Consider the following 26135-nt stretch of genomic DNA (forward strand, 5'->3'; position numbering starts at 1 on the left):
TTTTCTTCCCCCCTTTTTATGGATAAATTATGCCTTTATAGCACCTGCTGTCATTCCAGCCACAATTTTTTTATTAAAGAAAATAAAGAATATTAGTGGTGGTATTGAGATTAGCACTGCATCAGCAAAAACTAAATTCCATGATGTGGAGTATCTGCTTACGAAATTATAAAGTGTAAGCTGAACTGTAGCATTTCTTGCACCTGGTAGGAAATACAAAGGATTTACAAAATCATTAAAAATATGGACTGCATTTAGTATAGTTACAGTTACTGTAACGGGCTTTAGAAGTGGAAAAATAATTTTCCAAAACATCTGAATAGCTCCACAACCATCTATAATTGCACTTTCGTCAATTTCTCTTGGAATAGTATTCATAAAATTAGTATACAACAAAGTAGAAAATGGATATGAAAGAGCTACTTCAATTAATATCATTCCTGTTAGTGTTTTATATAAACCTAATGTTTTAAGTATCCAAATTGTAGGTACAACTGAGGGTGGTATCATTAAACCCATCAAAATCAATGAATTGACTATTGATGATATCTCTTCTTTTCTTCTTTGTAATATATAACCCGTCATCGAAGCGACAAAAATTAAAATTAAGACTGAAACAACAGTAATAATACTGCTATTTAGAAAAGCTCGAAGTACAATATAGTTTTCTGTTGTTAATACTTCTTTGTAATTTTGAAGAAAATGTAATTTTTTAGGTAAAGAAATACTTAACTCTGCTGCTTCCGTTCTACTTTTGAGAGAATTAATTATAGCAAAGAAAAAAGGAATTCCGTATATTACTAAGCACACCACAATAGCAAAAAGCTCAATTACAAACTTTTTTATTCCTTTTCCCATCACAACTCACCTTCTTTTCTGCCTAAAAATCTATACAATGGAAAAGATAATATCGCTACTATCAAAAACAATATAACATTTCCAGCTGTTGATAATCCATAAAAACCCGCTTCATATTGTTTATAAATAATGGAAGCAATTACATCTGTTGAAAAACCAGGTCCACCTTGTGTCATTGTCCATATAAAATCAAATCTTCTAAGACCATCTATAAAGGAAAGAATTATCACGGAATTCATTGCTGGTCTGCTAAGGGGCAAAGTAAGGTATCTTATCTGAGCCCATAAATTTCCTCCATCAATCATTAAAGCCTCATAATATTCTCGAGGTATTGCCATTATCCCTGCAATGTAAATAACTGTTGCTACTCCTACACCCTTCCATACATCTACTAATATTACGGAAAATAATGCTATCTTAGGATTGCCTAACCAATCTAACCCTTTTAAACCAATTACATTGAAAAATTTATTTATCAAACCTTGAGTGGGATGCATTAGACTAGTAAATGTAATACCTACCGCTACTGTACTTAAAATATACGGAAAGAAAATCATTGAACGCAAAAAATTTCTTGTTCGCAGTTCTAAAGAGAGAAAAACGCCCAATAAAAAACCTAAAATTACCTTTAAACTGCATGCTGTTACTGCATAAACTAACGTATTTCGAAATCCAATATTTAAAGAAGGCTCTGTTAGAAAAGTAATATAATTATCAAATCCAACAAATTTCCATTCTGTAAATGTCCACCATGTAAAACTGAAGAAAAAAGCTGCAAGCGTGGGAAGTAAAAACAACGTAAAATAAATCAACATTCCTGGAATCAATAGGAAATATGAATAAACTTTTTTATAAATACTATTCATCTTTTTTCCTCCTTGTAGCTACCCTCTCAACTCGTTTCTAATTATTTTATTATTCCGCTATATAAATATTCTTCAATACGCTCGTAAAAAACATCTCCCCTTTTTAAAATCTTTTGTAGGAGTTACTCTTTCAATATAAGAGTAACTCCTACAAAAGACTTATATTCAAATTTTTTCAGCTATTTTTTAATAGCAAATTACCATCCTGGCAAATTGAGTTGTTTTGCCTGCTTTTCAACATCTTTATCATAAAGCTTTGCTCCATCTACAGGTGTTCTCATTCCACTAGCAACTTCAACACATATTTGAGGAGCATTGGGACCTTTTAGAGGAGACAAAAATTCTAATGCAAGTGTAAATTTACCTTTCTCATAATAAGGAAGAATGTCTCTCACTGCCGGATAAATATAGGTATTTTGTGGTATTTTTATATTTTTTATCATAAATGGTCCCATTACCTTTCCTTTTGTCAACCATGCTTTTAGACCTTCTGCAGAGACGAAGAACGCTACAAATTTTTTTGCTGCTTCTATGTTCTTACTAAACTTATATATAGCCATTGTTTTTGGTAGCCATACAGTAATACCATTCTGAGAAGGATTATTATCAGGTTGCGGAAAAGCACCTATATCATTAATTTTATCGGGGAAATTAGCCTCGATCGCTGTTAAGGCCATTGTCAACATTGGATAATAAACTCCTTCTCCTGTTGCTAACATTTTTAAAGCTGTATCATAGCTGGTTGCAAGAAAATCTTTATTGAGATACCCTTTTTTATAAATTTCCTGTAATTTCTCGAACCCTCTTACCGCCGCTGGGGTATTAGCAAATTTTATTTTGTTAGCTGTAAATTTTTCTGCAAAATCCGGAACTCTTTTCTCAAGCCAGTAATAATCTATTAACCAGATGAGCTGAGCCGTCCATGCATCCCTGTACGAAGCTATAATAGGGACTTTTCCAGCTGCCTTAATTTTTGAGCAATTCGCCAGCAATTCATTCCAGGTCTTGGGAACTGATAATTTCAGTTGATTTGCTACTTTTTTATTGTAAAGCCATACTCCTGCCCAGGCAGGTCCTACTGGTACTCCATATACTCTACCATTTACTGAAACTGCCTTTTTAAATTTTTCTTCAATATTTTTCATATATGTCTCTTTTGTTAAATCTACAAAGTATTTTGAAGGGTTGAAAGATAAAAATATTGAACCTGGCAAAGAAATGCTCAAATCATCCATTTCCCCTGCTGCCAAACGTGTTTTTACAATATTAGGCCCTTCCGTTCCTCCAGGTCGAAGTTCGATTTCCACCCTAATATTATACTTTTTTTCAAAAGCAGCAGCTACAGCTTTAAAGGCTTCTAAATCAATAGTATTGTCAGTTAAAACCGTAAGAACCACTTTCTTCCCTGTAGCAGCTAACACCTTCGAATTTTTGTAATTATGGTTTGGAATATCAAAATAGAACAATGTGCTTAAGATAAACATACACCCTACCATTATGAAGCTAATTACTTTCTTATTTACATACCTCATTGAAATTTAAACCTCCTTTTTTGTTTTTTATTTTTATGTCCTCTGCAGGACATTGAAGCCCTAACAACAAACGAAATGTTTTCAACTTTTTGAAACCCACCTTTTGAAGCTGATCTTTCAACTACCAATTATTTTTACATTCAACTATTTATCTCCTCTCTCATTCCTCTATATTCTTTCATTGCAGCCTCAACTAACCTCATTTCCAGTTCGTTACAGTTACCTACTGGACTACGGGGTATTCCTACTTCTCTTCCTAAAAGATTCAATGCAGCCTTAATACCTCGTGGAAATTTTGTCTTTTTTATTTTTAACCATATCGGAAAAAGCTTTATCTCTATCTTCTTTCCTTCTTCTATCTTCCCTTCTTTTGCAGCTTTCCACATTTTTATAACCTCGTCAGGGAAGACAGTTATAATCGAAGCTATTGCTCCATCTGCTCCCAACGCAAATCCAGTAAAAAGCAATTCATCTGTAGCACAATAAACGTTAATCTCTTTTCCACATCCATTTATCATTTCCACCATAGCTTCAATTCCACCAATACTTTGTTTAATACCTATTATATTTGCACATTCATTAACTAATTTTTCCATCAGTTCAGGTCTTATTTCATTTTGAGCAACCACATTATAGATAATAATTGGCATTTCTGTTTCTTCTGCAATTCTTTTATAATATTCAAAGTTCCCTTTCTCGTCTGTACCACCTAAATAACTAATAGGTGTAACCATCAATGCTGTTGCTCCAGCTTTTTTTGCTAGTAAACCAGCTTTTATAGCATCCCTAGTAGAATGTCTAATAATTCCCGCCACAACAGGAAGATTTCTTTTGTTTTCTTCTTGAGCAATCTCTATCAATCTTGCCAATTCATTATCGCTAATTGCACATCCTTCTCCTGTACTTCCTCCTATGCTTATTCCATTAATTTCTTTTTGTAGCAAGTATCTTACTTCTCTTCTAAAAATTTTCTCATCTATCTCATCTTCTTTGTCAAACGGAGTAACAACTGGAACAATAACTCCCTTTAATCTTTCATCTTTCAAATCTTTTCATCTCCTTTTTTCTTTTACTGGTTTTTATTATTTTTTTCATTCTCAATTATTCGCGTAATATCTTCTAAAGAAATCATCAAATGATTTATCATTTGTTTCTCTGCTTCTGTTGGGTTTTTATTAACTATTGCTTCTAAAATTTTTCGATGAGGTTCTATTGCATTTCGTGCTGTTTCATCCACAGCAAATGATTTAGTTCGATATTCTGCAAAAGCATTAATTATTTGTCTATTTATGCTTATCAATAATTGATTTCTTGTAGCATTAACAATTAAAGTGTGAAATGTCTCATCAAGTTTTGCTGCCCTCAAACTATTACCTTCTTCAATCGCTTTTTCTAAATTCTTACACACTCCTTCCAACGCTTTTATTTCATTTTCAGTGATTCGTTCAATTGCCAATTTTACAGCTAAAGGTTCAATAGCTAATCTTACTTCCATAAAATCTCTTATTTGTGCATTATGGCTTTTAAACCATTCTATTACTTCTTTTTTATCTTCCTCTTTTGTCTTCGCTACATATGCCCCTTTCCCCGGCACAATACTTAAATAACCCATTGCCTGAAGCATTCTAAATGCTTCTCGAACTGTTGATCTACTTACTAAAAATTCCTCACATATTTCTTTTTCTGTCAAAAACCTGTCTCCTTCTCTATATTTACCCGACAATATAACTTCCTTTAATCTTTCCACCACTTTCTCTGTAACAGTAATTCTTTCTATTGGTTTCACTTTTTCTCCCCATTTCTTAATGTAAAAAGTTCTAATTATTATTTTACTTCTTTCTTTATCTACTTTTCAAATTTACCTAATCAATTTTTATTAGTTTCGAACCTTAAATTAGCTCATATTCCTTTAATATACTCAACAATATTTGCCTTTCTTCTTCTTTGATACCATTTAAAGGCCCTCTCGGTTTTCCTATTGTAATACCAGTGACAATTTCTATCGCTTCTCTTAGGACAGGATTAGGATGTACTCTCCCATTTAATGTAAAGTACTTAAAAAGTTTGTATAATTTTCTGTATATACTTAGTGCTTCCTGGATATTTCCTTTTTCATATTCCTCAAACACTTTTCGTATTTTATCACCAACTAAGTGAGCTCCGCCACTTACTATTCCTACGGCCCCTTGTGCAAGGGTAGGCATTAACATTAAGTCATCACCATTGAAAAGTAAAAATTCCGGATTTATATCCTTTGTGGCATAATAATATTCTGTTAACTGGGTGGGATTCATTCCTGCTTCATCTTTTATTCCAATGATTTGCTTATTTTGTGCTAATTTCTTTACCGTTTGTGGTTCAATATTAACGCCTGTAAATAACGGAATATTATAGAGTAAAATTTCTGCTCCTGTATTCTCTACAACCCTTTTGTAATGTATATAAATATCTTCTTGAGTAGGCTTACAATAATAGGGAGCAACGATCATACATGTAGAAATTCCAAGTTTAAATGCTTCATTTGTTAGGGCAATAGTTTCCCTTGTCGAAGCACACCCTGTTCCTGCAATAATTGGTTTTCTATTACCCACCACTTCCACAGTAAATTTAAATAAATCTTTCCTTTCTTCAAAAGTAAGAGTATTAAATTCTCCCGTGGTCCCTGTTACCACTATAGTATCACAATAATTTTTTTCTATTACATATTCCAGTAGTTGTTGATACGCCTCATAATTAATTTTTTCATTCTCATCAAAAGGAGTAACAACTGGTAGTAATATTTTTCCAAATTTGTTCATTGTTTCTCCTCCTTACTTCCTTTATCTTTTATTTTCTATCACCATATTGAACTTTTTTAGCTTTGTTATTTTCTCTACTTTGCCAAACGTTTCAATACACTTTTCTCACCTCCGTCTATTGTACAATCATGCAATATGATAATATGATTGTCTGACAATTTTTATTTTAAGACCCTCTTTACAAATTGTCAATACACTTTTAAATATTCATCATGTTTTATAATACTTTTGCTTATACTTTGTATAAAATATGTAAAGATAATTTGATTGTAAAAAATTTTTCTTATAGGCTCCTAAAAACTTTTATCATTATTAGTTACAATTCTTTATAATAAATACATATATTTGCTTTTTATTAATATTATTACCATCAATATTCTCGTACATTTTTTTCGCTATGGTAAATATCTTTACACCTATTCGAGGATCCCCAGTATATCCTCTTGACAAACTCTGCTAAAATTCATATAATAAAGATTTGCAAAATAAATTAAAAGGCAGATTTTAGGAGTTGAAGTTCATGCCGGAGGCAAAAAAACAAGACGACATAAAAGTCATAGCAACAAACCGCAAAGCTTATCACGACTATTTTATTGAAGAGACAATCGAAGCAGGAATTGAGCTAAAAGGCACAGAAGTAAAGTCGGTGCGGCTTGGTCATGTTAATCTCAAAGACAGTTTTGCCAGGGTTGAAAATGGTGAAGTCTTTCTCTACAACATGCATATAAGCCCCTATGAAAAAGGCAACATCTTTAACGTTGACCCGATGAGAGATAGGAAACTACTTTTGCACAAACACGAAATCAACAGGCTTGCAGGTTATGTACAGCAAAAAGGTTACACTTTAATCCCATTGAAGATTTACATCAAAAGAGGTAAAATAAAAGTAGAGCTTGCAGTTGCAAAAGGTAAAAAACTTTATGACAAGCGTGAGGCAATTGCAAAAAGAGATGCTGAGCTTGAGATTAAAAAGAAAATGAAAGAGTATTTAAGATGAGGGGGCGTGTTTTGGAATTCGACGGGGGCAGTCGGATTCCAAATAGCGGGTAGTGGTTTTCTCGGAACCACTATAAAAAACCGAGAAGAAAAATAACTGCAGACAGAACAGAACTCGCTTTAGCTGCCTAAAGCGCAGCCAACGTCCGCCGGAGGTGCCCACGGCCTCCGAGTCGGGCGCCAACCGTCGTGGGGCACCGAAAGTAAGGTCGCCTGAGCCTTACTTTTGGGTCAAATCTCAGGCTGGGGAAGAAAAAGCCTGTCAGTGGGCGTTTTCTTCCCGAGAGTTTAGTACACTGACTGCACCCGGAGAAGTTTGGGGTTCGATGCCTTCGGACGGGGGTTCAAATCCCCCCGCCTCCACCAATAAAAGGTAATTAAAAAAGTGGTTTAATTACATAAAAACACAACCAATGCTTATTAAATCATGTATAATAGATGCTAAGTCTTTTTCGCCGCTATTTACTTCAGGAACAAAAAAGCGCTTATGTTCATCGTCAAAGGTATCTTTTATACATTTCAAAAAAATCATCTTGGCTTCAAGATTGCCATTAAAATAAGAAGTTAAGTCTCCTATATGTGATTGACCTTTACCTTTTTTCCCCCATAAGTGTATTCCATAGATATAGTCTTTGATTTCTTTAATAATCTGAAATATTTCAGTAATTCTGTTTATATTGTCTGTATTTATATAATGGGCAGTTAATAACTGAGGAATATCTAATGTGATCCTTAATTCAATCTTCCTTTTTTCAATTTCATTTACCAGGTTCATTAACTGCTGGGATGTTGAAACAATAAACTTTCCTTTGCTATATAAACTACCACATCTATTTTCTATCAAAATTAAAGTGTTTTTATATCTTTCTTTTATTTTCACCTCAAATATGGTGTAAATGTCTATAAATTCTTTCAACGAAGTATAGTTGGAAAAAGGTGGATGAATTTCAATTATTGTAGGTTCTCTTTTTCCCCAGGTCAAGCTTAAAATAAACTCAGCAAACTCTTCTGCCCATTGTTTTGAGTACCAAAGCATAGGTATACCTTGATAGATAGCTTCTCTTAACACATTAAACTGTTGAAGTATTCTTGAACTCATATTTCGCTTAGAAAAACTATACTCTGTGTGTAGTGAATACGGCATAACTGGAGAAATTTCCTTCACATCAAAATGTCCAGCAATTTCTTCTATTTTTGGCAATATAGTAGCAGGATATCTGAAGCCATGATATTGGACCGGAATTAAGTACACTTAAAAACCCTCTCCTTTCTTTGGTTATTAATTCTTTTTTACCCCCTCAGCTGCCTCTTTGGTAAAAATTGTTTTTAAGGTCAACAGTAAAATCTTGATGTCCAAAAAAACAGAATAATTCTTTATATATATCAAATCAAGCCTGAGCTTGTCTTCTGGGGTTGTTGCATACTTGCCGTAAACCTGTGCAAGCCCTGTGAGCCCTGCCTTTACATTGTGGCGAAGAGAATACTCAGGATAGAGCTTTTTAAACTGCTCAACAAAATAAGGACGCTCTGGTCTTGGTCCTATAAAACTCATCTCACCCTTTAGAATATTTATAAGCTGCGGAAGTTCATCAAGTCTTGTTGCGCGCAAAAATCTCCCAACCCTTGTTATCCTCGGGTCGTTCTCGGTTGCCAGAACAGGGCCTGTCATCTTCTCGGCATCTTTCACCATTGTCCTAAACTTTAAAACATAAAACTCTCTCTCTCCTTCTGTAATCCTTTTTTGCCTGTAAATCACTGGTCCTTCAGAGTCAAGTTTTATGGCAATTGCAATCAAGATCATTATAGGAAAAGCAATAACCAGCGTAACTGTAGCAAGAAGAATATCGCACACCCTTTTTATGAGCTTTTGTTCAGAAGTTAGCTCTGGCTGTTCAATTGAAAGTGTTGCAACATCATCAAACTGAATCACCCTCGCTCTTGAAACCAATATATCTCTAAAGTCTGGTGCTATGAAAATATGTTTTTTGAATTCTATTGCCTTTCTTACAATCTCACTTTTTAAATTCTCATCCATTTTTGAATAAAGATAAATTGTATCAACAACTTTTATATATGGTATCAACTCTTCAATAGCCTTCGGCTCAAGAACATACTTTACATCAATCCACCCTTTTGAAATATTTTGAAGCTTTTGAGCAAACTCCTGCGCTTTTGGCATCTCTCCAATCACAAGTACATGCTTGACACCTTGAACTCTTTTGAAAACATATAGGACAAGCCCTCTCCAACCCAAAAGCAATAAAAATTGCACAAAAAAGGCAATTATAAATATACTGCGCGGGAAAGCAAAGTGTCTGTAGAAAAATGTTGATACAACTGTTAAAAATTGTAGAAGCATTAGAGCCAGACCCAGCGAAAATGCTATTTCGCTAATGGTTTTCATTGTTATTGTATAAAGTCCGTAAATATTCAAAAGTATAAGAGCAAAGAGAGTTATTTGAGGAATTAATGTATAATAAGGCATGAAATTTTTCTCTGGGAATGTAAAGTTGAATTTTATTATATATGCAAGAATGTAACCTGCGTGTATAAGTAAAATGTCCATAAGAACAACAAAAAATTTGCTAAGCTTGTGATAGCTTTTAATATACGACTTCATTTCCTACCATCTCCGCTTATAATATTTTTTCTAACCTGTCTGCAAGCATCTTTATATCATGGTGCTTTTGAACATACTCTCTTCCCTTTTGTCCAATTCTCTCTCTTTCTTCTTTTGACATAGCATACAAGCTCAATATTGCCTCAGCAAATGCTTTGCTGTCATAACTTTGGCAGGAAATTCCTGCACCCGACTCTTTGACAATATCATTTGCTACATTTCCCGCAAAAACAATCGGCTTTGCAGCACACAAATAGTCAAAAAGCTTATTAAGTGATATTCCAAACCTGTAAACTTTTAGATTGTGCATAGAAACAAGTGTTATGTCAACGCGCTCAAGTAAGCTTGGCACAGAAAGCTTTGAGATAGGAGAATAAAAAAATACATTTTTAAGTCCAAGCTCCTTTGCCATGTTTTCAAGCTTTTCTTTTTCAGGACCGTCACCTATTATCAAAAAATGGATTCTATCACCTACATTTTCCTGGACAATTTTTGCAGCCTCTATTATGGTCTCCATTGCATTTGCTTGTCCAAGCGCACCCAAGTAACAAGCCTTAAAACATCCTCGATGCTCATCTAAAATCTTTTTCGCTTCTTCTGAAAGAATACTTTTAAGACTATCAAACCTTTCTATATCACATCCGTTAGGAATATGAACAACTTTCTTTTTATCAATACCCAAACTTTCTATGTACTGGTCTGCCTTTGGCAATACCGTTACAACATAGTCTGCTTTTGTGTAAATAAACTTTTCAAGACTTCTCAAAAGCTTTACAATTATACTCTCTTCCTTCAACGCACCAAGGTCAATACCACTTTGGGGCCAAAGGTCCCTAACCTCTGCAATGAATCTGCATTTAAATTTTTTTGATAGTAGATACCCTACAATCCATGCAAGAGGATGAAACGAAGATGCCAATATTACATCAGGCCTTTCAAACTTTCTTGCAATGAAATAAAGGTTTTTGGCATATGAAAATATGTTAAAAAGTCTTTTTATATCATTCTTTTTATAAGGAAACGTCTTTATCCACACAAACTTTACTTTCTCATATTCCTCTATTTTAAATTTCTTGCCTTTTTCTAACATCTCAACCCTCTGTTTGTGGTCAAAACTTGAAGCAAAGATGGTAACGCTATAACCTCTTTCTGCAAGCTGCTTAGCAAAATCAAAATGCCTTGTAATTCCTCCAACTTTTGGTGGAATTGCATAGTGATTAAATATCCAAACCTTTTTCAACTTTCTTCTTCCTCTCTGCAAGACTACTTTTCTAAAACTTTGCCTTTGTAACAAATCCGAAACATTGTCCATATTGAGTATATCACAATTCGGACTGATTATTAATATCCAAAATCAAACTGATATAATTGACTGTTTTATGTCAAAATAGTGCAAAATAAAGGCAAAATAATTAAAGTAGGCAGTTTGGCAAAAAAGATATAATTAAGATAAGTTCATTGGCTAACAAAGACTTTCTTTTAGAAAGGAGTTTAATAAAAAATGAAGTTTGGATATTTTGACGATGCCAAAAGAGAGTATGTCATAACAACACCTCTTACACCATATCCTTGGATAAACTATCTTGGAATGAAAGACTTTTTATCTTTAATCTCAAACCACGCTGGAGGTTACTGTTTTTATAAGGATGCAAGGCTTCGAAGAATAACAAGATTCCGTTATAACAATGTTCCACTTGATATGGGCGGAAGATATTTCTATATAAAAGACAATGAGGATTTCTGGTCACCCTCATGGATGCCAACAAGAAAAGATCTTGAGTTTTATGAATGTCGCCATGGTCTTGGATATACAATCATAACAGGAAGAAGAAATGGCGTTGAGGTGGAGCAAACATTTTTTGTGCCAGTTGATGAAAACTGTGAGATACACTATCTTAAGATAACAAACAAATCTACCCAGCCAAAGGATTTGACACTCTTTTCATTGATTGAGTTTTGTCTTTGGAACGCGCTTGACGATATGACAAACTTCCAAAGAAATTTAAGTACAGGTGAGGTTGAAATAGAAGGCTCTGTGATTTACCATAAAACAGAGTACAGAGAGCGTAGAAATCATTATTCTTTTTATTCTGTAAACGTTCCAATCGATGGATTTGACACAGACAGGGACACATTTCTTGGTCTTTACAGAGGGTTTGATGCGCCTGTGGCAGTTGAAAATGGGCAAAGTTTTAATTCAGAAGCTCACGGCTGGTCACCTATTGCATCGCATATGATAAAAATCTCTTTGCAGCCAGGGGAGACAAAAGAGCTTGTATTTGTGCTGGGTTATGTAGAAAATGATGAAGATAAAAAATGGCTCAAAAAAGGCGTCATAAACAAAGAAAAGGCTTACAAAATGATAGAAAAATTCAAAAACCCAGAAGACGTCCAAAGATCATTCGAAAATTTGAGGCTATTTTGGAGCAATCTAGTGAACAAGTTTAACGTTCTAACTGGCATAGACAAGGTAGATAGAATGGTAAATATCTGGAACCAGTATCAGTGTATGGTAACATTCAACCTGTCAAGAAGTGCTTCATACTTTGAGTCTGGAATAGGAAGAGGAATGGGGTTCAGAGATTCTAACCAAGATATTCTTGGTTTTGTTCACCAGATACCAGAACGGGCAAGAGAAAGAATATTGGATTTAGCCGCAACCCAGCTTGAAGATGGCGGTGCTTACCATCAATATCAGCCTCTTACAAAAAGAGGCAACAATGAAATAGGTAGCAATTTCAACGACGACCCGTTGTGGCTCATACTCTCAACTGCACATTACATCAAGGAAACAGGAGACTGGTCCATTCTTGATGAAATTGTTCCTTTTGAAAATGACCCGCAAAAGGCTGCTTCAATGTTTGAACACCTGAGAAGGGCATTTTACCATGTTGTGAACAACTTAGGACCGCATGGACTTCCACTCATAGGCAGGGCTGACTGGAATGACTGTTTGAACCTCAATGCTTTTTCAACAAACCCTGATGAGTCGTTCCAGACATGTGATAACAAGGACGGCAAAACTGCAGAATCTGTTATGATAGCAGGGATGTTTGTCTATGTTGGAAAGGAATTTGTAAAGATTTGTGAAAGGTTGGGTAAAGAAGATATTGCAAAAGATGCACAATACCACATTGAAAAGATGAAAGAGGCAATTTTAAATTATGGTTACGATGGCGAGTGGTTTTTAAGAGCATATGACTACTTTGGAAACAAAGTTGGAAGCAAAGAAAATGATGAGGGTAAGATATTTATTGAAACACAAGGTTTTTGTGTAATGGCAGGAATAGGACTTGATGATGGAAAGGCTATCTCTGCACTTGATTCTGTTAAAAAGTATCTTGATACAGAACATGGAATTGTACTGGTTCAGCCGGCATTTACTGAGTATAAAATTCATTTAGGAGAGATTACAAGCTATCCACCCGGCTATAAGGAAAATGCAGCAGTTTTTTGTCACAACAACCCGTGGATTATAATAGCAGAGTGCATAGTTGGAAGAGGAGACAGAGCATTTGAATACTGGGCAAAGATCGCACCATCGTACAGAGAAGAGATAAGCGATGTGCACAAGCTTGAACCATATGTATACTGCCAGATGATTGCTGGAAAAGATGCATACAAACCGGGAGAAGCAAAAAATTCATGGCTCACTGGATCTGCTGCATGGAATTTTGTTGCAATGACACAGTGGATTTTAGGAATAAGACCTGACTTTGACGGACTTTTAATAGATCCTTGCATACCAAGAGAGTGGAAAGGATTTACTGTAAAGAGGGTGTTCAGAAATGCAGTTTACAATATCCAAGTAAAAAACCCTGATGGCGTTTCAAAAGGTGTCAAAAAAGTGGTTGTTGATGGTAAAGAACTTTCTGGCAATTTAATACCAGCTTTCTCAGATGGCAAAGAGCATTTTGTTGAAGTGACAATGGGATAGAAAAATTTTAAGGAGGGTATTTTTTATGAATTATGGATACTTTGATTCTCAAAACAGAGAGTATGTTATAACAAACCCCAAAACACCAACTTCATGGGTAAATTATTTAGGAACAAGTGACTATTGTCTTATAATCTCAAATAATGCTTCAGGTTATTCTTTTTACAAATCCCCAAAGCTTGGAAGAGTGACACGTTTTAGGTTTAACAGCATTTCAATGGGCAGACCTGGAAGATATGTATATATCAAGGATGAAAAGACAAAAGACTTCTGGTCAATAAGCTGGCAACCTGTTGGAAAGCCTCTTGAAAGTTTTAACAGCATCTGTCGACATGGTCTTGGATATTCAATATTTGAAAGTAAATATAGCAACATAACCTCATCTTTAAAAATCTTTGTGCCAGTAGACAAACCAATTGAAATCTGGGAAGTTAAAATCAAGAATGAGTCAGGTGAGAAAAAGGAACTATCGGTATTTACTTATACAGAGTTCTGTCTTTGGAATTCCATGCTTGACATGATGGATTTTCAGTATATTCTTTACACCTGCAGAATGGGTTACAACAAAGAAGATGAAATTGTAGATTATTCTATCAAGCTCTGGAGTCCTTATGAACCAAAAGCTTTTTTCACATGCACAAATAAAAAGATTGAAAGTTTTGATACAGACAGAGATGTGTTTATTGGTCCATATAACAGTGAGGCTAATCCAGAAGCTATTCAAAATGGCAGGTGTTTTGGGTCAATTGCAATAGGTGGAAACCCATGCGCTGCAACACAGGTAAAAATTGAACTTCAGCCCGGTCAGGAAGAATATTTAGTGTTTGTACTGGGAATAGGAGATGCATACAAGGAAGGAAAAGAATATAAAAAACTATTTGCATCAAAAGAAAATATCCAAAAAGAATTTGAAAAGGTGCAAAAGTACTGGGATGACAGACTTAGCAAGTTCAAATGCTCAACACCAAACGAAAAGATGAATTTGATGTTGAACATATGGAACCAGTATCAGTGCCATACAACATTTAACTGGTCAAGATCTGCATCATTTATAGAGGCTGGCGGAAGAGACGGACTTGGCTTTAGAGATTCTTCACAGGATGTATTAGGCGTTGCACATTCAATCCCTCAAGAGGTAAGAAAAAGACTTATTGAACTTTTGAAGGCTCAGCTTTCTGAAGGATATGCGATGCATCATTTCCAGCCTCTTACATGGGCTCAAGGAGAACATAATATACCACCACGTGAGAGAATTTATTCAGACGACCACTTATGGCTTTTGATTGCTGTGCCACACTATATAAAAGAAACAGGTGATTTTTCTATCTTAGATGAAGTTGTTGAGTATGCGGACAAGTCAAGTGCTTCTGTTTATGAGCATTTAAAACAAGCTTTGGAGTTTTCATGGAGGCATAGGGGAAAACATGGACTTTTGCTTGGTCTTGCTGCTGACTGGAATGACTGTATCAACCTCAAAGACGGTGGCGAGAGTACATGGTCAACCCAGCTTTATTACAAGGCTTTATCTGAGTTTATAGAACTTGCTGAGTATATTGGAAAGACTGATGATGTTGAAAAGTACAAAGCTTATAGAGATGAAATCAAAAAGGCAATGGAAGAGTATACATGGGATGGCGAGTGGTTTGTAAGAGGGTATTTGGCAAGCGGCAAAAAACTTGGATCAAAAGAAAGTGATCAGAGCAAGATTTTCCTAAATTCTCAGTCATGGTCAGTATTCTCTGGCGCTTTTGTTGATGAAAAAGGCAAAATGGCAATGGACAGTGTCAAAAAGTATCTCGCAACAGAACATGGGTGTGTCAAAAACTGGCCAGCTTATGTTGATTATATTATAGAGGTTGGGGCTGTAACCTCTTTCCCGCCGGGATTAAAAGAAAATGCTGCTATTTTCTGTCATGCTAATACATGGGTAATTATTGCAGAGGCTGTACTTGGAAGAGGCGATTATGCTTTTGAATACTATATGTCGTTTCTTCCTGCAAACAAAAATGATATTGCTGAAATCTATACCATAGAACCTTATGTTTATTCCCAGTTTATTACCGGAAAAGAACATCCATATTATTTTGGTCGTTCGCGAAATCCATGGTTGACAGGTACTGCAACATGGGCATTTGTTGCAGCAACACAGTATATCCTTGGAATAAGACCTCACTATAAAGGGCTTATTATTGACCCATGCATACCACAGCAGTGGGACGGTTTTGAAGTTGAGAGAGTTTTCAGAGGAAGAAAACTTTCCATTAAGGTTTCAAATCCAGACCATATTTCAAAAGGTGTTAAAAAGATATTAGTAAATGGAAAAGAGATTGTGAGTAATTTGATTCCAGTAGAATTGCTTGACAATGAGAATGTAATTGAAGTTGTAATGGGAAAATAATATTTAAGACAGGAAAATAAAACTACAAAAAAGAGGAGGCACACCATTGCATATTTAAAGTGGTGTGTCTCTTTTTTTGTTTCTTTTCTAAAACATCTACTGGTGAAAAACATCTAAAAATTTTGCTATATTCACTTAAAATTTTTATTTGCAAACTCAAATTTTATATGGCAATATATTTTGATATGAGTGTAATTGATTTCAAAAGAAACAAAAGCTTTATGTCAAGGAGGTCACAACATGAGTTTTCCAAAAGGATTTCTGTGGGGTGCTGCAACTGCATCATATCAGATTGAAGGTGCATGGAACGAAGATGGAAAAGGCGAGTCTATTTGGGACAGGTTTTCTCACCAGAAAGGAAATATTCTATACGGTCATACAGGCGATGTTGCGTGTGACCATTACCACAGGTTCGAAGAAGATGTTTCTCTTATGAAAGAGCTTGGACTCAAAGCCTACAGGTTTTCCATTGCATGGGCAAGAATCTTTCCAGATGGCTATGGTACTGTGAATCAGAAAGGTCTTGAGTTTTATGATAGACTCATCAACAAGCTTGTTGAAAACGGTATCGAACCTGTTGTCACCATTTATCACTGGGATCTTCCTCAAAAGCTACAAGATATCGGTGGCTGGGCAAACAAGGAAATTGTAAACCATTATTTTGAATATGCAATGCTTCTTATAAACCGCTACAAAGATAAAGTAAAAAAATGGATAACATTTAATGAACCTTATTGTATTGCCTTTTTGGGTCATTGGCATGGAGTTCACGCACCAGGAATAAAAGATTTTAAAGTTGCGATGGATGTCGTGCACAACATTATGCTTTCTCACTTTAAAGTTGTAAAAGCTGTAAAGGAAAACAATATTGATGTTGAGGTAGGAATTACACTAAATTTAACTCCAGTTTACCTTCAAACAGAGCGTCTTGGATATAAGGTAAGCGAAATTGAAAGAGAAATGGTAAACCTCAGCAGCCAGCTTGACAATGAACTTTTCCTTGACCCAGTGCTCAAGGGAAGCTATCCACAAAAGCTCCTAAATTATCTTGTTCAAAAAGATTTGTTAGATAGCCAAAAAGCCGAAAAGATGCAGCAGGAAGTAAAAGAAAATTTCATCTTCCCTGATTTTCTTGGTATCAACTACTACACACGTGCAGTCAGGCTTTACGATGAAAATTCTTCTTGGATATTTCCAATAAGATGGGAACATCCTGCAGGAGAATACACCGAGATGGGCTGGGAAGTGTTCCCGCAAGGACTTTTTGACCTTTTGATGTGGATTAAAGAAAACTATCCACAAATTCTAATTTATATAACAGAAAATGGTGCTGCCTATAACGACAAGGTAGAAGATGGAAGAGTTCATGACCAAAAGAGAGTGGAGTACTTAAAACATCACTTTGAGGCAGCAAGAAAGGCAATTGAAAATGGAGTGGATTTGCGAGGCTATTTTGTGTGGTCTTTGATGGACAATTTTGAATGGGCAATGGGGTATACAAAAAGGTTTGGAATTATATATGTAGATTATGAAACTCAAAAAAGGATTAAAAAAGACAGCTTCTATTTTTATCAGCAGTATATAAAGGAAAATTCGTAATTACAAATAGAAGCGGGCTTTTGGAAAAATCACTTTCTCAAAAGCCCGTTTTCTATTTTCCATCCCTCATGTGAAAGTAGCCAAATCTTTTTTTCAAGCCCACCACTAAAACCGCCCAAGGACAAATCTGACTTGACCACCCGGTGGCATGGAACAATTATCACAGCTGGATTTTTCCCAACAGCATTCCCAACTGCTCTTGCACCCTGGAGCTTTCCAACTTTTTTGGCAAGTTCTCTATAAGAAATTACACTTCCAAAGTGAACTTTTATAAGTTCATTCCAAACTCTTTTTTGAAACTCTGTCCCTTGCAGCTGAAGTTTTAGCTCAAAAGTGGTTCTCTTCCCTTCAAAATACTCTTCAAGTTGCAAAATAGCTTCCCTTACAACAGGGCTTATTACCTCTCCCTCATCTTTGCGTGAAACAAACTCCACTGATACTATGCTATCGTCTTGTCCTACAATCTTTATCAGTCCAATTGGAGATAGCAGATAACCAACAGATTTTTTCAATTTAAATTCCCCCGCTCTTTTAACTAATACTTTTAACAACTTTGTATATAATCGCTCCAATAATTAAGCTCCAAAAAATAATAATAGGAATACCATAATACCATTTCTTTGGCTTTCCTTCTTGCCAAAGATTTTCTGCCTCTTTCTGGCATTCATTTAAAATAGAATCTGGTATAAGCTTTATTGTTATTGTAACCAGAAGTGGAAGAATTATTATATCATCAAGATAACCCAAAATTGGTACAAAATCTGGTACAAAGTCAATTGGCGACAAGGCATATGCAATGGTAATTAAAGCAAATATCTTAGCTAAAAGAGGTGTATCTCTTCTTTTCATAGCTAAAAAAATAGCCGGAATTTGTTTTTTTAACAATTTTGCTTTTTCTCTTATATTTTTTCTCAATGAATCCACCTCTTTTAACTGTAGCCTTTTTTAAACAATGCTACGCACTCTACATGAAATGTCTGTGGAAACATATCAACAGGTTGAACTTCTAAAATCTCATAGCCGCCCGAATAAAGTATGTTAGCATCTCTTGCAAGTGTTGAAGGATTGCAGGATACATAGATTATGTTTGAAATCTTGTGCTCTATCAAGCTTTCTAAGAGCTCTTTTTCACATCCACTTCGCGGAGGGTCAAGAATCACAGCCTGGGGTATAATTCCGCTTTTCAATAACTTTGGAATTTCAATCTCAGCACAGCCGCATATAAATTCAATATTCGAAATGCTGTTATTCTTGCTGCTTTTTTTAGCATCTTCAACTGCATCTTCAACAATCTCTATAGCGTAAACCTTTTTGCAAAAAGGAGCAATGAACATTGAAATGGTGCCTATCCCGGAGTATATGTCAAATACAACTTCTGCTTCAATATTACGCAGATATTTAACTACCTGACTGTAGAGCACCTCTGTTTGTACAGAATTTACCTGAAAAAATGATTTTGGAGAAATTTCAAATGTTAAATTCCCTATCTTATCTTTTATTGTGCTACTGCCCCAGATTAATATGTCTTCATCACCCAGTATTACATTTGTCCTTTTAGGGTTCAAGTTTAAATAGAGTGATTTAATTTTGGGAAACTTGTCTAAAATGTCTTTTTTAATAGCCTCTAAATTCTCTGGTACTTTTGCGCAAACAAGAATGAGCATCATCTCATCAAATGCAAATGAATTTCTAACAACAATGTGCCTCAAAACTCCCTGATGCTTTCTTTCGTCATAAACCTCTATCTTGTGCTTTTTTATCATCTCTTTCATACCTTTTATCACATCATCGCAAAACTCATGCTGAATAAGACAGTAATCTATATCAACAATATCATGTGTCATCTTTTTATAAAATCCTATTTGGGGTTTTTTATAATCTCCTCCTACTGGAAGTGCAGTTTTGTTTCTGTACCTAAAAGGTTTTTCCATTCCAATAACATCATTTATTTTGGGGCTGAGCTTCCCTATTCGCCTAAAAGCATCTTCAACAAGAAGTTTTTTTAGGCTTAGCTGATGCTGGTATTTTGCATGCATTAAATGACATCCACCACATAAGTGGTAATAAGGGCATTCTGGGTCTTTTCTATATGGGCTTTTTTCTAAAAATTCGACCAGTTTTGCTTTGGCATATTCCTTTTTTACCTCTTCTATTTTGATTTTTACAACCTCATCAATAAGAACATTGTCAACAAACACTACAAACCCATCAATTCTTGCAATGCCCTGTGCCTGGTGATTGAGCGTGTCAATCTTGACAATATACTCTTGCGATTTTTTTACCACATCTTTTCCCCCTGATACTTCTTTGTTTTTTTCGCTTTAATATTTTACACCATTTTTTAATAGCAAGAAAATAATAATTTCATAAAGTCTTAGAGAAAATATATATTGAAAATCCAAAAGCTACTGTTCATTCGACATTTAATCTAAAGGAGGTTTGAAAAAATTGTTCAACCCGTTTGAAGAAAAGCCAAAGCCGATTGAGAATTTTCTCATGGACTGGAAAACAATATATCCCAAGTCATACTGCAAAAATGAAGTTGACCCTTACACAAAGACAAGAATAATTCTCATGAACGGGATTGAAGTTGAAGCCTCGATGTTTTCTCATCAGTTCCATCGTCACTGCACTGACAATCAAACAAGGCAAGACTTAGCAATGATGAGAAGAATTGAGCAGATGCAACAAAAGCATATCAACTGGTTAAAACCTATTGATGAAACACCACTTGAAACTACAATTGGATACGAACACGTTGCTGTAGACCTTACCGCCTGGCTTGCTCAAAACGAACCTGACCCTTATGTTAAACAAACTCTTGATTTTATTTTGCTTGAAGATTTTGACCATCTTTATCGCTATGCAAATCTTCTTGACATGGATTCAAACATCCAAGCAAACAATCTGGTAAAAAACTATGTTGAAATCATCCCTGGTCGGCCGACAATTGCACATCACAGACACCCTTATGATACTGTCAGCAGATATGTTGATTTCAAAAAAGCAGATATTAGAACAAAGCTAAACATTTTCATTATAACAGCCGGTGAGCAGCAGACAATGAATTTTTATAATAACATCGGCAACACTTATTATAACGACCTTGGAAGACAGCTCTATTTAGAAATAGCCTTAGTGGAAGAAGAACACGTAACCCAGTATGGTTCGTTGATTGACCCGAGACTCACATGGTTCGAAAGTCTTCTTTTGCATGAATACACAGAATGCTATCTGTATTATTCATTTTACGAATCTGAGGTTGACCCAAATGTAAAATCTATATGGGAGATGCACCTTGATGCTGAAATTGCCCATCTTCACAAAGCTGCAGAACTTTTGCAAAAACATGAGAACAAATCTTGGTACGAGGTCACCCCTGGCGGACAGTTCCCGAATCTTTTAATGTTCCATGACACACGCGAATATGTGCGCAAAGTTCTTTCACAGATGGTTGAAATCACAGCTGACAAAGAGGACCTGAGAAACGTAAATGACTTGCCAGATAGTCACACATTTTTCTGGTTCCAAAACAAAGTAAATCACGATATAAATTCAGTTGCAAGCCATGTGGTAATTGATAAGCACAAAATAATAAAAGGCGAAGATTACAGGTGTGAGATGGCTCCACACCCAGTTGAAAGTTTGAGAAATAGAAAAGAAGACAATTTCTTAATTGGAAGAACAAAGCAGAAAAAGCTTGTTAGCATATAAACAAAAAAGCTGTCTACCCTTGCGGTGGACAGCTTTTTACAATATTTTAAAATCTATTATCTACTTTGATTGCATCTTTTCTTTTAAAAAAGCTCCAAGTTTTCTATCTGTACCAAGGATATGATTTTTGAGCCAGTCAACAACAAGTCTGTTTGTCTTTATAACTGCTGCAACTCCTGCTCCCTCTTTCTCTATCTCCTCTCGAAACTTTTTGTATGTTTCAACAAAGTTATCATGTTCATTTTTGTGAGCAGCATAGTGGGGGTATAAATACTCTTTCATGTACTTTTCTTCTGTGGAGAAATGAAATACTACATAATCACCTAAAAAATCCAAAACCTCTGGCAACACCTTTTTCCCTTCCCCTTGAGAACAAGCATCTAAGAGTTTGTTTATCCTTGCAAATAGTTCTTTGTGCTGATTGTCTATTGACTCAACTCCAACAGAGTACTGGTCAAGCCATTCAATTTGCGGCATTTTTTCACTCCTTTCCACTTCAAATGATTTTTCAAAATATTTTATACCCTTTAGATTAGTACTCTTAACATATCTTCTTACAATCTTTTTTCTTTCTGGCTTTGTCCAATATTTTGCATAATTTAGTTATAAATAAATCAATGAACTTTAAAATTTGAATATTATGTTAACCCTAATGAATTTATCTTCCATTTTAGCATCATTCTAACATTTACTGCCATTTATTTTCAACTCTAAAAAGCAAAAATAAAAAACCCCTTCTTAAACCCTTGCAGGTTTAAAAAAGGGGTTATATGCGAATACTTATGGTGCCGAAGGCGGGAGTCGAACCCGCACGGGGTGTGAGCCCCACTGGATTTTGAGTCCAGCGCGTCTGCCAGTTCCACCACTTCGGCACATTTTCCTTTTGAATTTTCAAGCAAGATTGATTATATCATAAATTTTTGAGGTTGTCAAAGCGGTAGATTTTGATAAAATCCTGCCGGTAGATTGAATTACCAACTTCATTTTACCGTCTTTCAAGGTAAAAAGTCAAGGGTCTAAAAGTGGAAATTTCTAATTTTAATATTCAGACTGTTAGGTTATAATAGAAATAAATTCAAAAAAAACGCGAGGTTATTTGTATGGAAACCTTTTGGCTGTTTATAATATGCTCTTTGTTATTTGCTCTGAACTTTTTTATAACTAAAAAGTTCGGACTCAAAAATGTAGAGTATGAAATCTACTTTGAAGAGAACAAAAAGACTGAAGGTGATGAGATTCACATTGTCGAAAGAATATACAACGGTAAGATCCTGCCACTTCCTTGGGTAAAATCTGAATTTGAAGTGTCAGCATCCTTTTTCATGGAAAATGCAAAAAATTATGTAGTGGGAGATAAGCTAAGGTACATCAGCATTTTCTTTCTTCTGCCTTACCAGCAAATAGTAAGACGGCACAGATTTGTTGCAACAAAAAGAGGATTTTATAAGCTTGACAAAATCTATCTTGTCACAGGAGACCTTTTCGGTCTTTCAATGGATGACAGGTGCTACTATGTAAATTCTAACATTACCATTTACCCTGCATTTTTGGACCTGAAAAAACATCTTCTGCCCCGTTCAAGCCTCTCGGGTGAAGTTGTGGTAAAAAGACATTATTATGAAGATATATTTCACTTTGCAGGAATAAGAGAGTATCAGTCTTTTGATTCTTTCAATAGAATAAACTGGAACGCAACTGCAAAGTATAATACTTTGATGGTAAACAAGTACGAATACACCTCATCAGGTGATGCTTTAATACTTTTGAATGTCCAAAGTTCAGAGTATGAAAGAAAAGAGGTTTTTAACAAAAACGCAATTGAACTTGGAATAAAGATTGCAGCAAGCTTGGCAAAAGAATGCTTGGATGCTCACATTCCAGTTGGTTTTGTTTGCAATGGTATAGATGAAGAAACCTTGCAGCCACTTGAAATTCTTCTTCCATCACAAGATTCAAATCAGCTTCTAAAAATTCTCGAAACCCTTGCACATATTAAGATTCAGGTGAACGATTACTTTGAAGCTTTGCTTTATCAGGTCTTAAGAAGTTACAACTTTCGCGAGCTTTTTATAATTACCTCATTTGTTAACAAGGAGATGGAAGACTCTATTCTTCTTTATTCCTCGCTCGGAGTTAAGTTTACCATTATTCTTCTTGAATATGATGAGAAAGCTTTAAACTTAGAATCAGAAAATGTAAGAATTTTCCTGGCAAAACATCATCTTTTAGAAAGCGCCAGAGTATAAGTAAAAATCGCCGCAGGCAAATTCTATGTTTGTATTCGCACCTGCGGCTTAATATTTTTTGGGATACCAAAAAGATATCATTTCTGATATGCTATGAAAAGACTGCTAGGTGCAATTTCAAAACTACCTATTGCTTCCTGTTCATTTTCTTCTGAAAATATTATGCCATCATTTGCTTTTATTTTCCATACTCCTTCAGGAAGTGTAATTACCTTTTTTTCTTTAAAAGGATTGTAGGCGACAATAATTTTTTTCCATACATCATAGGGATACGAAATCAAAAAAGCCACAATGCCATCAGGTGCTGGCAAGAATTTTAGATATTTTCTTATTTCACCTGATGAGCGCATTCTAAATGCCAAATGTTCTTTTCGCAATTTTATAAGGTCACAATAAAATTTAAAGGTGTCATAGAACTTTTCTTTTAAACTCCAGTCAATCTTGTTTATACTATCCCCTGCGTTGTATGTGTTTGGATGCCCTCCTTTGCTCCTATTGAACTCAACTCCACCGTGCAAAAACGCAATGCCCTGAGATGTTAAAATGATTGCATTTGCCAAGCGGCATGCACGGTCAATCCAGAATATATCTTCACCAACCATTGTCTTTTGTGCCTTGTCAAAGAGGGTCAAGTTGTCATGGCAGGAACAATAATTTACACACTCATCTGGTTCTTTTGCAAAATCGTCAATAGCTGCCTTTATACCTTGTTTTAATCTCTCAACATCAGAAAGGTTTCCATGCATATACCCAGTTTTAAAGCCATCAAGGTCACCTCTTATACTGTCTCTTATTCTATCGTTAAAAAGTCCAATAGAATACCCCTGGTGTACTGTTGACTCAATTGTTGCCATCTCCTCTAACAGGCATAAACTATCACCCATAACCCACCCTTCACCATAAATGAGGGCACGAGGATTTCGCTTCCGCACTTCTCTTGCAATCATTCTCATAGTTAGACCATCAATAAGCCCCATTAAGTCAAATCTAAAGCCATCTATGTGAAATTCTTCTGTCCAGTATATTATGGTATCAAGTATAAATTTTCTTACCATTGGTTTTTCTGTCGCAAGCTCATTACCACAGCCTGTTGCGTTTGAATAATCGCCATAGTCATCTATCCTGTAAAAATATCCTGGAACAATTTTGTCAAAAATAGAAAACTTACCGCCCCTTGTGTGGTACGTGTGGTTGAAAACAACGTCCATCACAACTCCTATGCCGTTTTGGTGTAAAGTTCTAACCATAGTTCTCAGCTCTTTTAAAGCCTCAATTCCTCCACTTTTTGTTGAGTACCAGTACTCCGGGCACTGATACAAAACAGGGTCATACCCCCAGTTGTACTTTTTATCAGGATTTTTATCATCAACACTTCCAAAGTCAGAAATCGGAAGAAGATGGATGTGGGTAATTCCAAGCTCTTTTAGATGCAAAAGACCGGTTGAAAACTTTTCTTTGTAAAAGCTCTGCTGACAAAGCCCCAGGAACTTCCCTCTAAATTTTTCATCTACACATGAGGTTTTATCAATTGTAAAGTCTCGGACGTGCATCTCGTAAATGATAGCATCTTGTTGTTTTTCTATCGTTTTCACAAACTCATCCTGTTGCCAGCCTTCAATAAGCGTATCTGCCGGGTCAAATATGAAAGATTTTTGAGAGTTTGAAGAAGAAGCTTTTGAGTAAGGGTCAGGAACCTCATACACAATAAACCCTTCGTCCTCATCATAATTGTAATGCCAAACCTCATAAAGATAGTAGTGGTTTTTCAAGTCACCTGTAAGGTGTATATTCCATGTACCGTTTTCGGACCGAGCCATCTCTTTTTCAAATCTGAAATTTTCGCTTTCATCAAATATCTTAACCTTTACTTTGTATGCTGTGGGTGCCCATAGTTTAAAGTACGTACAATATGGCTCATATTTTATTCCAAGCTCACCAGGGTAAAAAAACTCAGGTCTTGTTAGAATTTCTCTTGGTCTTGCCCAGATATGCTCTGTTTTGTAGACAATTTTGTATTTCAAATTCGGCAAAAGCCTCTTTGAAGTAAAAATTCTTATCATATTTGTAAAGGCAGCTTCTCTCTCGAAGTATTCTGATATTACAATATCATTACCAAATCCCGGTGGATACCAAAGCTTCTGGCTTGCACCTTCTGCAAATTTAAATTTTTGTCCAATTTTTATTTCTTTTAAGTCCTTTATAAGTTCATATCTTCCACGCAGTTTTGAATATGTCATTTCCCACTCGGGTGAAATCTGCCAGCCATTCATCTCACCAATGACAAACACTGGTTTTCTGAGCGGTTTTCGGTGATAGTCAAAATGCCCTTCCTTTAAAACAAATCTAATTTTTCCTTTTTGATCGCAAATCTCATAGCCTCTTATTTCTGCTTCAAAAGGATTGTCGGAGTGAGGAATTATCTTGTCTATTCTTTCTATGTCTATTTCTTCTTCATTCAAAAATACTTTAAAATCTTCTTTCTTTACAGAGTGAACCATTTGGGATAGTACAACAACTATTTCGTTAAAATCATCTATATATGCTCTCACTATCATTAAAACCACCCGTCTT

At 35.4% G+C, this 26135-nt stretch carries 20 protein-coding genes, 1 tRNA gene and 1 other RNA gene; 7 read left to right on the forward strand and 15 right to left on the reverse strand.

Going from position 1 to position 26135, the window contains the following annotated elements; all coding sequences use genetic code 11:
• Window positions 1-27: 27 nt before the first annotated feature.
• The 6 genes from CALHY_RS11115 to dapA all read right to left on the reverse strand — a co-directional run bounded on the left by CALHY_RS11115 (window position 28) and on the right by dapA (window position 6054).
• A complete protein-coding gene (locus tag CALHY_RS11115; RefSeq protein WP_013404046.1) occupies window positions 28-858 on the reverse strand; it encodes a carbohydrate ABC transporter permease in 831 nt (276 codons plus the stop codon).
• Complete coding sequence (locus CALHY_RS11120) at window positions 858-1724, reverse strand: carbohydrate ABC transporter permease (protein ID WP_013404047.1); 867 nt, start codon at window positions 1722-1724, stop codon at window positions 858-860. Before CALHY_RS11120 ends, CALHY_RS11115 begins: the two co-directional genes overlap by 1 nt.
• 197 nt (window positions 1725-1921) lie before the next feature.
• Complete coding sequence (locus CALHY_RS11125) at window positions 1922-3256, reverse strand: ABC transporter substrate-binding protein (protein ID WP_013404048.1); 1335 nt, start codon at window positions 3254-3256, stop codon at window positions 1922-1924.
• A 140-nt stretch (window positions 3257-3396) separates the two neighbouring features.
• Entirely contained in the window at window positions 3397-4302 is a 906-nt protein-coding gene (locus CALHY_RS11130; RefSeq protein ID WP_013404049.1) for a dihydrodipicolinate synthase family protein, read from the reverse strand.
• A gap of 23 nt (window positions 4303-4325) precedes the next feature.
• Window positions 4326-5042, reverse strand: coding sequence for a FadR/GntR family transcriptional regulator (locus CALHY_RS11135; RefSeq protein ID WP_013404050.1), 717 nt, complete (start codon window positions 5040-5042; stop codon window positions 4326-4328).
• 103 nt (window positions 5043-5145) lie between these two features.
• Window positions 5146-6054, reverse strand: a complete 909-nt coding sequence (gene dapA, locus CALHY_RS11140) for a 4-hydroxy-tetrahydrodipicolinate synthase (RefSeq protein WP_013404051.1) — start codon at window positions 6052-6054, stop codon at window positions 5146-5148.
• Between the two features lie 520 nt (window positions 6055-6574).
• Here dapA and smpB point away from each other — a divergent pair.
• A complete protein-coding gene (smpB, locus tag CALHY_RS11145) occupies window positions 6575-7051 on the forward strand; it encodes an SsrA-binding protein SmpB (protein ID WP_013404052.1) in 477 nt (158 codons plus the stop codon).
• Window positions 7052-7416, forward strand: a transfer-messenger RNA (tmRNA) gene (gene ssrA / locus CALHY_RS13470).
• Between the two features lie 28 nt (window positions 7417-7444).
• On the opposite strand, the gene CALHY_RS11150 is transcribed toward ssrA, so the two are convergent.
• Genes CALHY_RS11150 through CALHY_RS11160 form a run of 3 tightly spaced genes read right to left on the reverse strand, consistent with a single transcriptional unit; the run spans window position 7445 to window position 10910 of the window.
• Window positions 7445-8302 carry a hypothetical protein gene (locus CALHY_RS11150; RefSeq protein ID WP_013404053.1) on the reverse strand — a complete coding sequence of 286 codons (858 nt, stop codon included), beginning with the start codon at window positions 8300-8302 and terminating at the stop codon, window positions 7445-7447.
• Between the two features lie 27 nt (window positions 8303-8329).
• Window positions 8330-9670 (reverse strand): sugar transferase, encoded by a 1341-nt coding sequence (locus tag CALHY_RS11155; RefSeq protein WP_013404054.1) that lies wholly within the window; start codon window positions 9668-9670, stop codon window positions 8330-8332.
• 16 nt (window positions 9671-9686) lie between these two features.
• Window positions 9687-10910 (reverse strand): glycosyltransferase family 4 protein, encoded by a 1224-nt coding sequence (locus CALHY_RS11160; RefSeq protein WP_013404055.1) that lies wholly within the window; start codon window positions 10908-10910, stop codon window positions 9687-9689.
• Window positions 10911-11171: 261 nt separating this feature from the next.
• Between CALHY_RS11160 and CALHY_RS11165 the strand changes: the two genes are divergently transcribed.
• From CALHY_RS11165 to CALHY_RS11175, 3 genes are all read left to right on the forward strand, one after another.
• Window positions 11172-13607, forward strand: coding sequence for a GH36-type glycosyl hydrolase domain-containing protein (locus CALHY_RS11165; protein WP_013404056.1), 2436 nt, complete (start codon window positions 11172-11174; stop codon window positions 13605-13607).
• A 25-nt stretch (window positions 13608-13632) separates the two neighbouring features.
• Entirely contained in the window at window positions 13633-16005 is a 2373-nt protein-coding gene (locus tag CALHY_RS11170) for a GH36-type glycosyl hydrolase domain-containing protein (RefSeq protein ID WP_013404057.1), read from the forward strand.
• Between the two features lie 240 nt (window positions 16006-16245).
• Complete coding sequence (locus CALHY_RS11175) at window positions 16246-17604, forward strand: GH1 family beta-glucosidase (RefSeq protein ID WP_013404058.1); 1359 nt, start codon at window positions 16246-16248, stop codon at window positions 17602-17604.
• A 29-nt stretch (window positions 17605-17633) separates the two neighbouring features.
• On the opposite strand, the gene CALHY_RS11180 is transcribed toward CALHY_RS11175, so the two are convergent.
• The 3 genes from CALHY_RS11180 to rlmD are packed head-to-tail and all read right to left on the reverse strand — an operon-like array spanning window position 17634 to window position 19889.
• Complete coding sequence (locus CALHY_RS11180) at window positions 17634-18116, reverse strand: methylated-DNA--[protein]-cysteine S-methyltransferase (protein WP_013404059.1); 483 nt, start codon at window positions 18114-18116, stop codon at window positions 17634-17636.
• 19 nt (window positions 18117-18135) lie between these two features.
• Complete coding sequence (locus tag CALHY_RS11185; RefSeq protein ID WP_013404060.1) at window positions 18136-18519, reverse strand: YkvA family protein; 384 nt, start codon at window positions 18517-18519, stop codon at window positions 18136-18138.
• A gap of 14 nt (window positions 18520-18533) precedes the next feature.
• The gene (gene rlmD / locus CALHY_RS11190; protein ID WP_013404061.1) at window positions 18534-19889 is read right to left on the reverse strand and encodes a 23S rRNA (uracil(1939)-C(5))-methyltransferase RlmD; all 1356 of its coding nucleotides are present in this window, start codon (window positions 19887-19889) and stop codon (window positions 18534-18536) included.
• Between the two features lie 163 nt (window positions 19890-20052).
• Here rlmD and CALHY_RS11195 point away from each other — a divergent pair, with 163 nt between their 5' ends.
• Window positions 20053-21318, forward strand: a complete 1266-nt coding sequence (locus CALHY_RS11195; RefSeq protein WP_013404062.1) for a hypothetical protein — start codon at window positions 20053-20055, stop codon at window positions 21316-21318.
• Window positions 21319-21378: 60 nt separating this feature from the next.
• Here the strand turns inward: CALHY_RS11195 and CALHY_RS11200 are convergent, their stop codons facing one another.
• Both CALHY_RS11200 and CALHY_RS11205 read right to left on the reverse strand, forming a co-directional pair.
• Window positions 21379-21795, reverse strand: coding sequence for a bacteriohemerythrin (locus tag CALHY_RS11200; protein WP_013404063.1), 417 nt, complete (start codon window positions 21793-21795; stop codon window positions 21379-21381).
• A 306-nt stretch (window positions 21796-22101) separates the two neighbouring features.
• A tRNA-Leu gene (locus CALHY_RS11205) sits at window positions 22102-22190 on the reverse strand.
• A 228-nt stretch (window positions 22191-22418) separates the two neighbouring features.
• On the opposite strand from CALHY_RS11205, the gene CALHY_RS11210 reads away from it, so the two are divergent.
• Window positions 22419-23564: a DUF58 domain-containing protein gene (locus CALHY_RS11210; RefSeq protein WP_013404064.1), complete on the forward strand. Its 1146-nt coding sequence runs from the start codon at window positions 22419-22421 to the stop codon at window positions 23562-23564.
• Between the two features lie 77 nt (window positions 23565-23641).
• Here CALHY_RS11210 and pulA read toward each other — a convergent pair whose 3' ends face one another.
• Window positions 23642-26119, reverse strand: coding sequence for a type I pullulanase (gene pulA, locus CALHY_RS11215; RefSeq protein WP_013404065.1), 2478 nt, complete (start codon window positions 26117-26119; stop codon window positions 23642-23644).
• Window positions 26120-26135 lie beyond the last annotated feature (16 nt).

Source organism: Caldicellulosiruptor hydrothermalis 108, from assembly GCF_000166355.1.
In the GTDB taxonomy this organism is placed as follows: domain Bacteria; phylum Bacillota; class Thermoanaerobacteria; order Caldicellulosiruptorales; family Caldicellulosiruptoraceae; genus Caldicellulosiruptor; species Caldicellulosiruptor hydrothermalis.

What these genes read in the sequence shown, in the direction of transcription:
- CALHY_RS11115 (WP_013404046.1), bottom strand. Translation starts at nt 858, where the DNA reads ATGGGAAAAGGAATAAAAAAGTTTGTAATTGAGCTTTTTGCTATTGTG.
- CALHY_RS11120 (WP_013404047.1), bottom strand. Translation starts at nt 1,724, where the DNA reads ATGAATAGTATTTATAAAAAAGTTTATTCATATTTCCTATTGATTCCA.
- CALHY_RS11125 (WP_013404048.1), bottom strand. Translation starts at nt 3,256, where the DNA reads ATGAGGTATGTAAATAAGAAAGTAATTAGCTTCATAATGGTAGGGTGT.
- dapA (WP_013404051.1), bottom strand. Translation starts at nt 6,054, where the DNA reads ATGAACAAATTTGGAAAAATATTACTACCAGTTGTTACTCCTTTTGAT.
- smpB (WP_013404052.1), top strand. Translation starts at nt 6,575, where the DNA reads ATGCCGGAGGCAAAAAAACAAGACGACATAAAAGTCATAGCAACAAAC.
- CALHY_RS11155 (WP_013404054.1), bottom strand. Translation starts at nt 9,670, where the DNA reads ATGAAGTCGTATATTAAAAGCTATCACAAGCTTAGCAAATTTTTTGTT.
- CALHY_RS11165 (WP_013404056.1), top strand. Translation starts at nt 11,172, where the DNA reads ATGAAGTTTGGATATTTTGACGATGCCAAAAGAGAGTATGTCATAACA.
- CALHY_RS11170 (WP_013404057.1), top strand. Translation starts at nt 13,633, where the DNA reads ATGAATTATGGATACTTTGATTCTCAAAACAGAGAGTATGTTATAACA.
- CALHY_RS11175 (WP_013404058.1), top strand. Translation starts at nt 16,246, where the DNA reads ATGAGTTTTCCAAAAGGATTTCTGTGGGGTGCTGCAACTGCATCATAT.
- CALHY_RS11200 (WP_013404063.1), bottom strand. Translation starts at nt 21,795, where the DNA reads ATGCCGCAAATTGAATGGCTTGACCAGTACTCTGTTGGAGTTGAGTCA.
- CALHY_RS11210 (WP_013404064.1), top strand. Translation starts at nt 22,419, where the DNA reads ATGGAAACCTTTTGGCTGTTTATAATATGCTCTTTGTTATTTGCTCTG.
- pulA (WP_013404065.1), bottom strand. Translation starts at nt 26,119, where the DNA reads ATGATAGTGAGAGCATATATAGATGATTTTAACGAAATAGTTGTTGTA.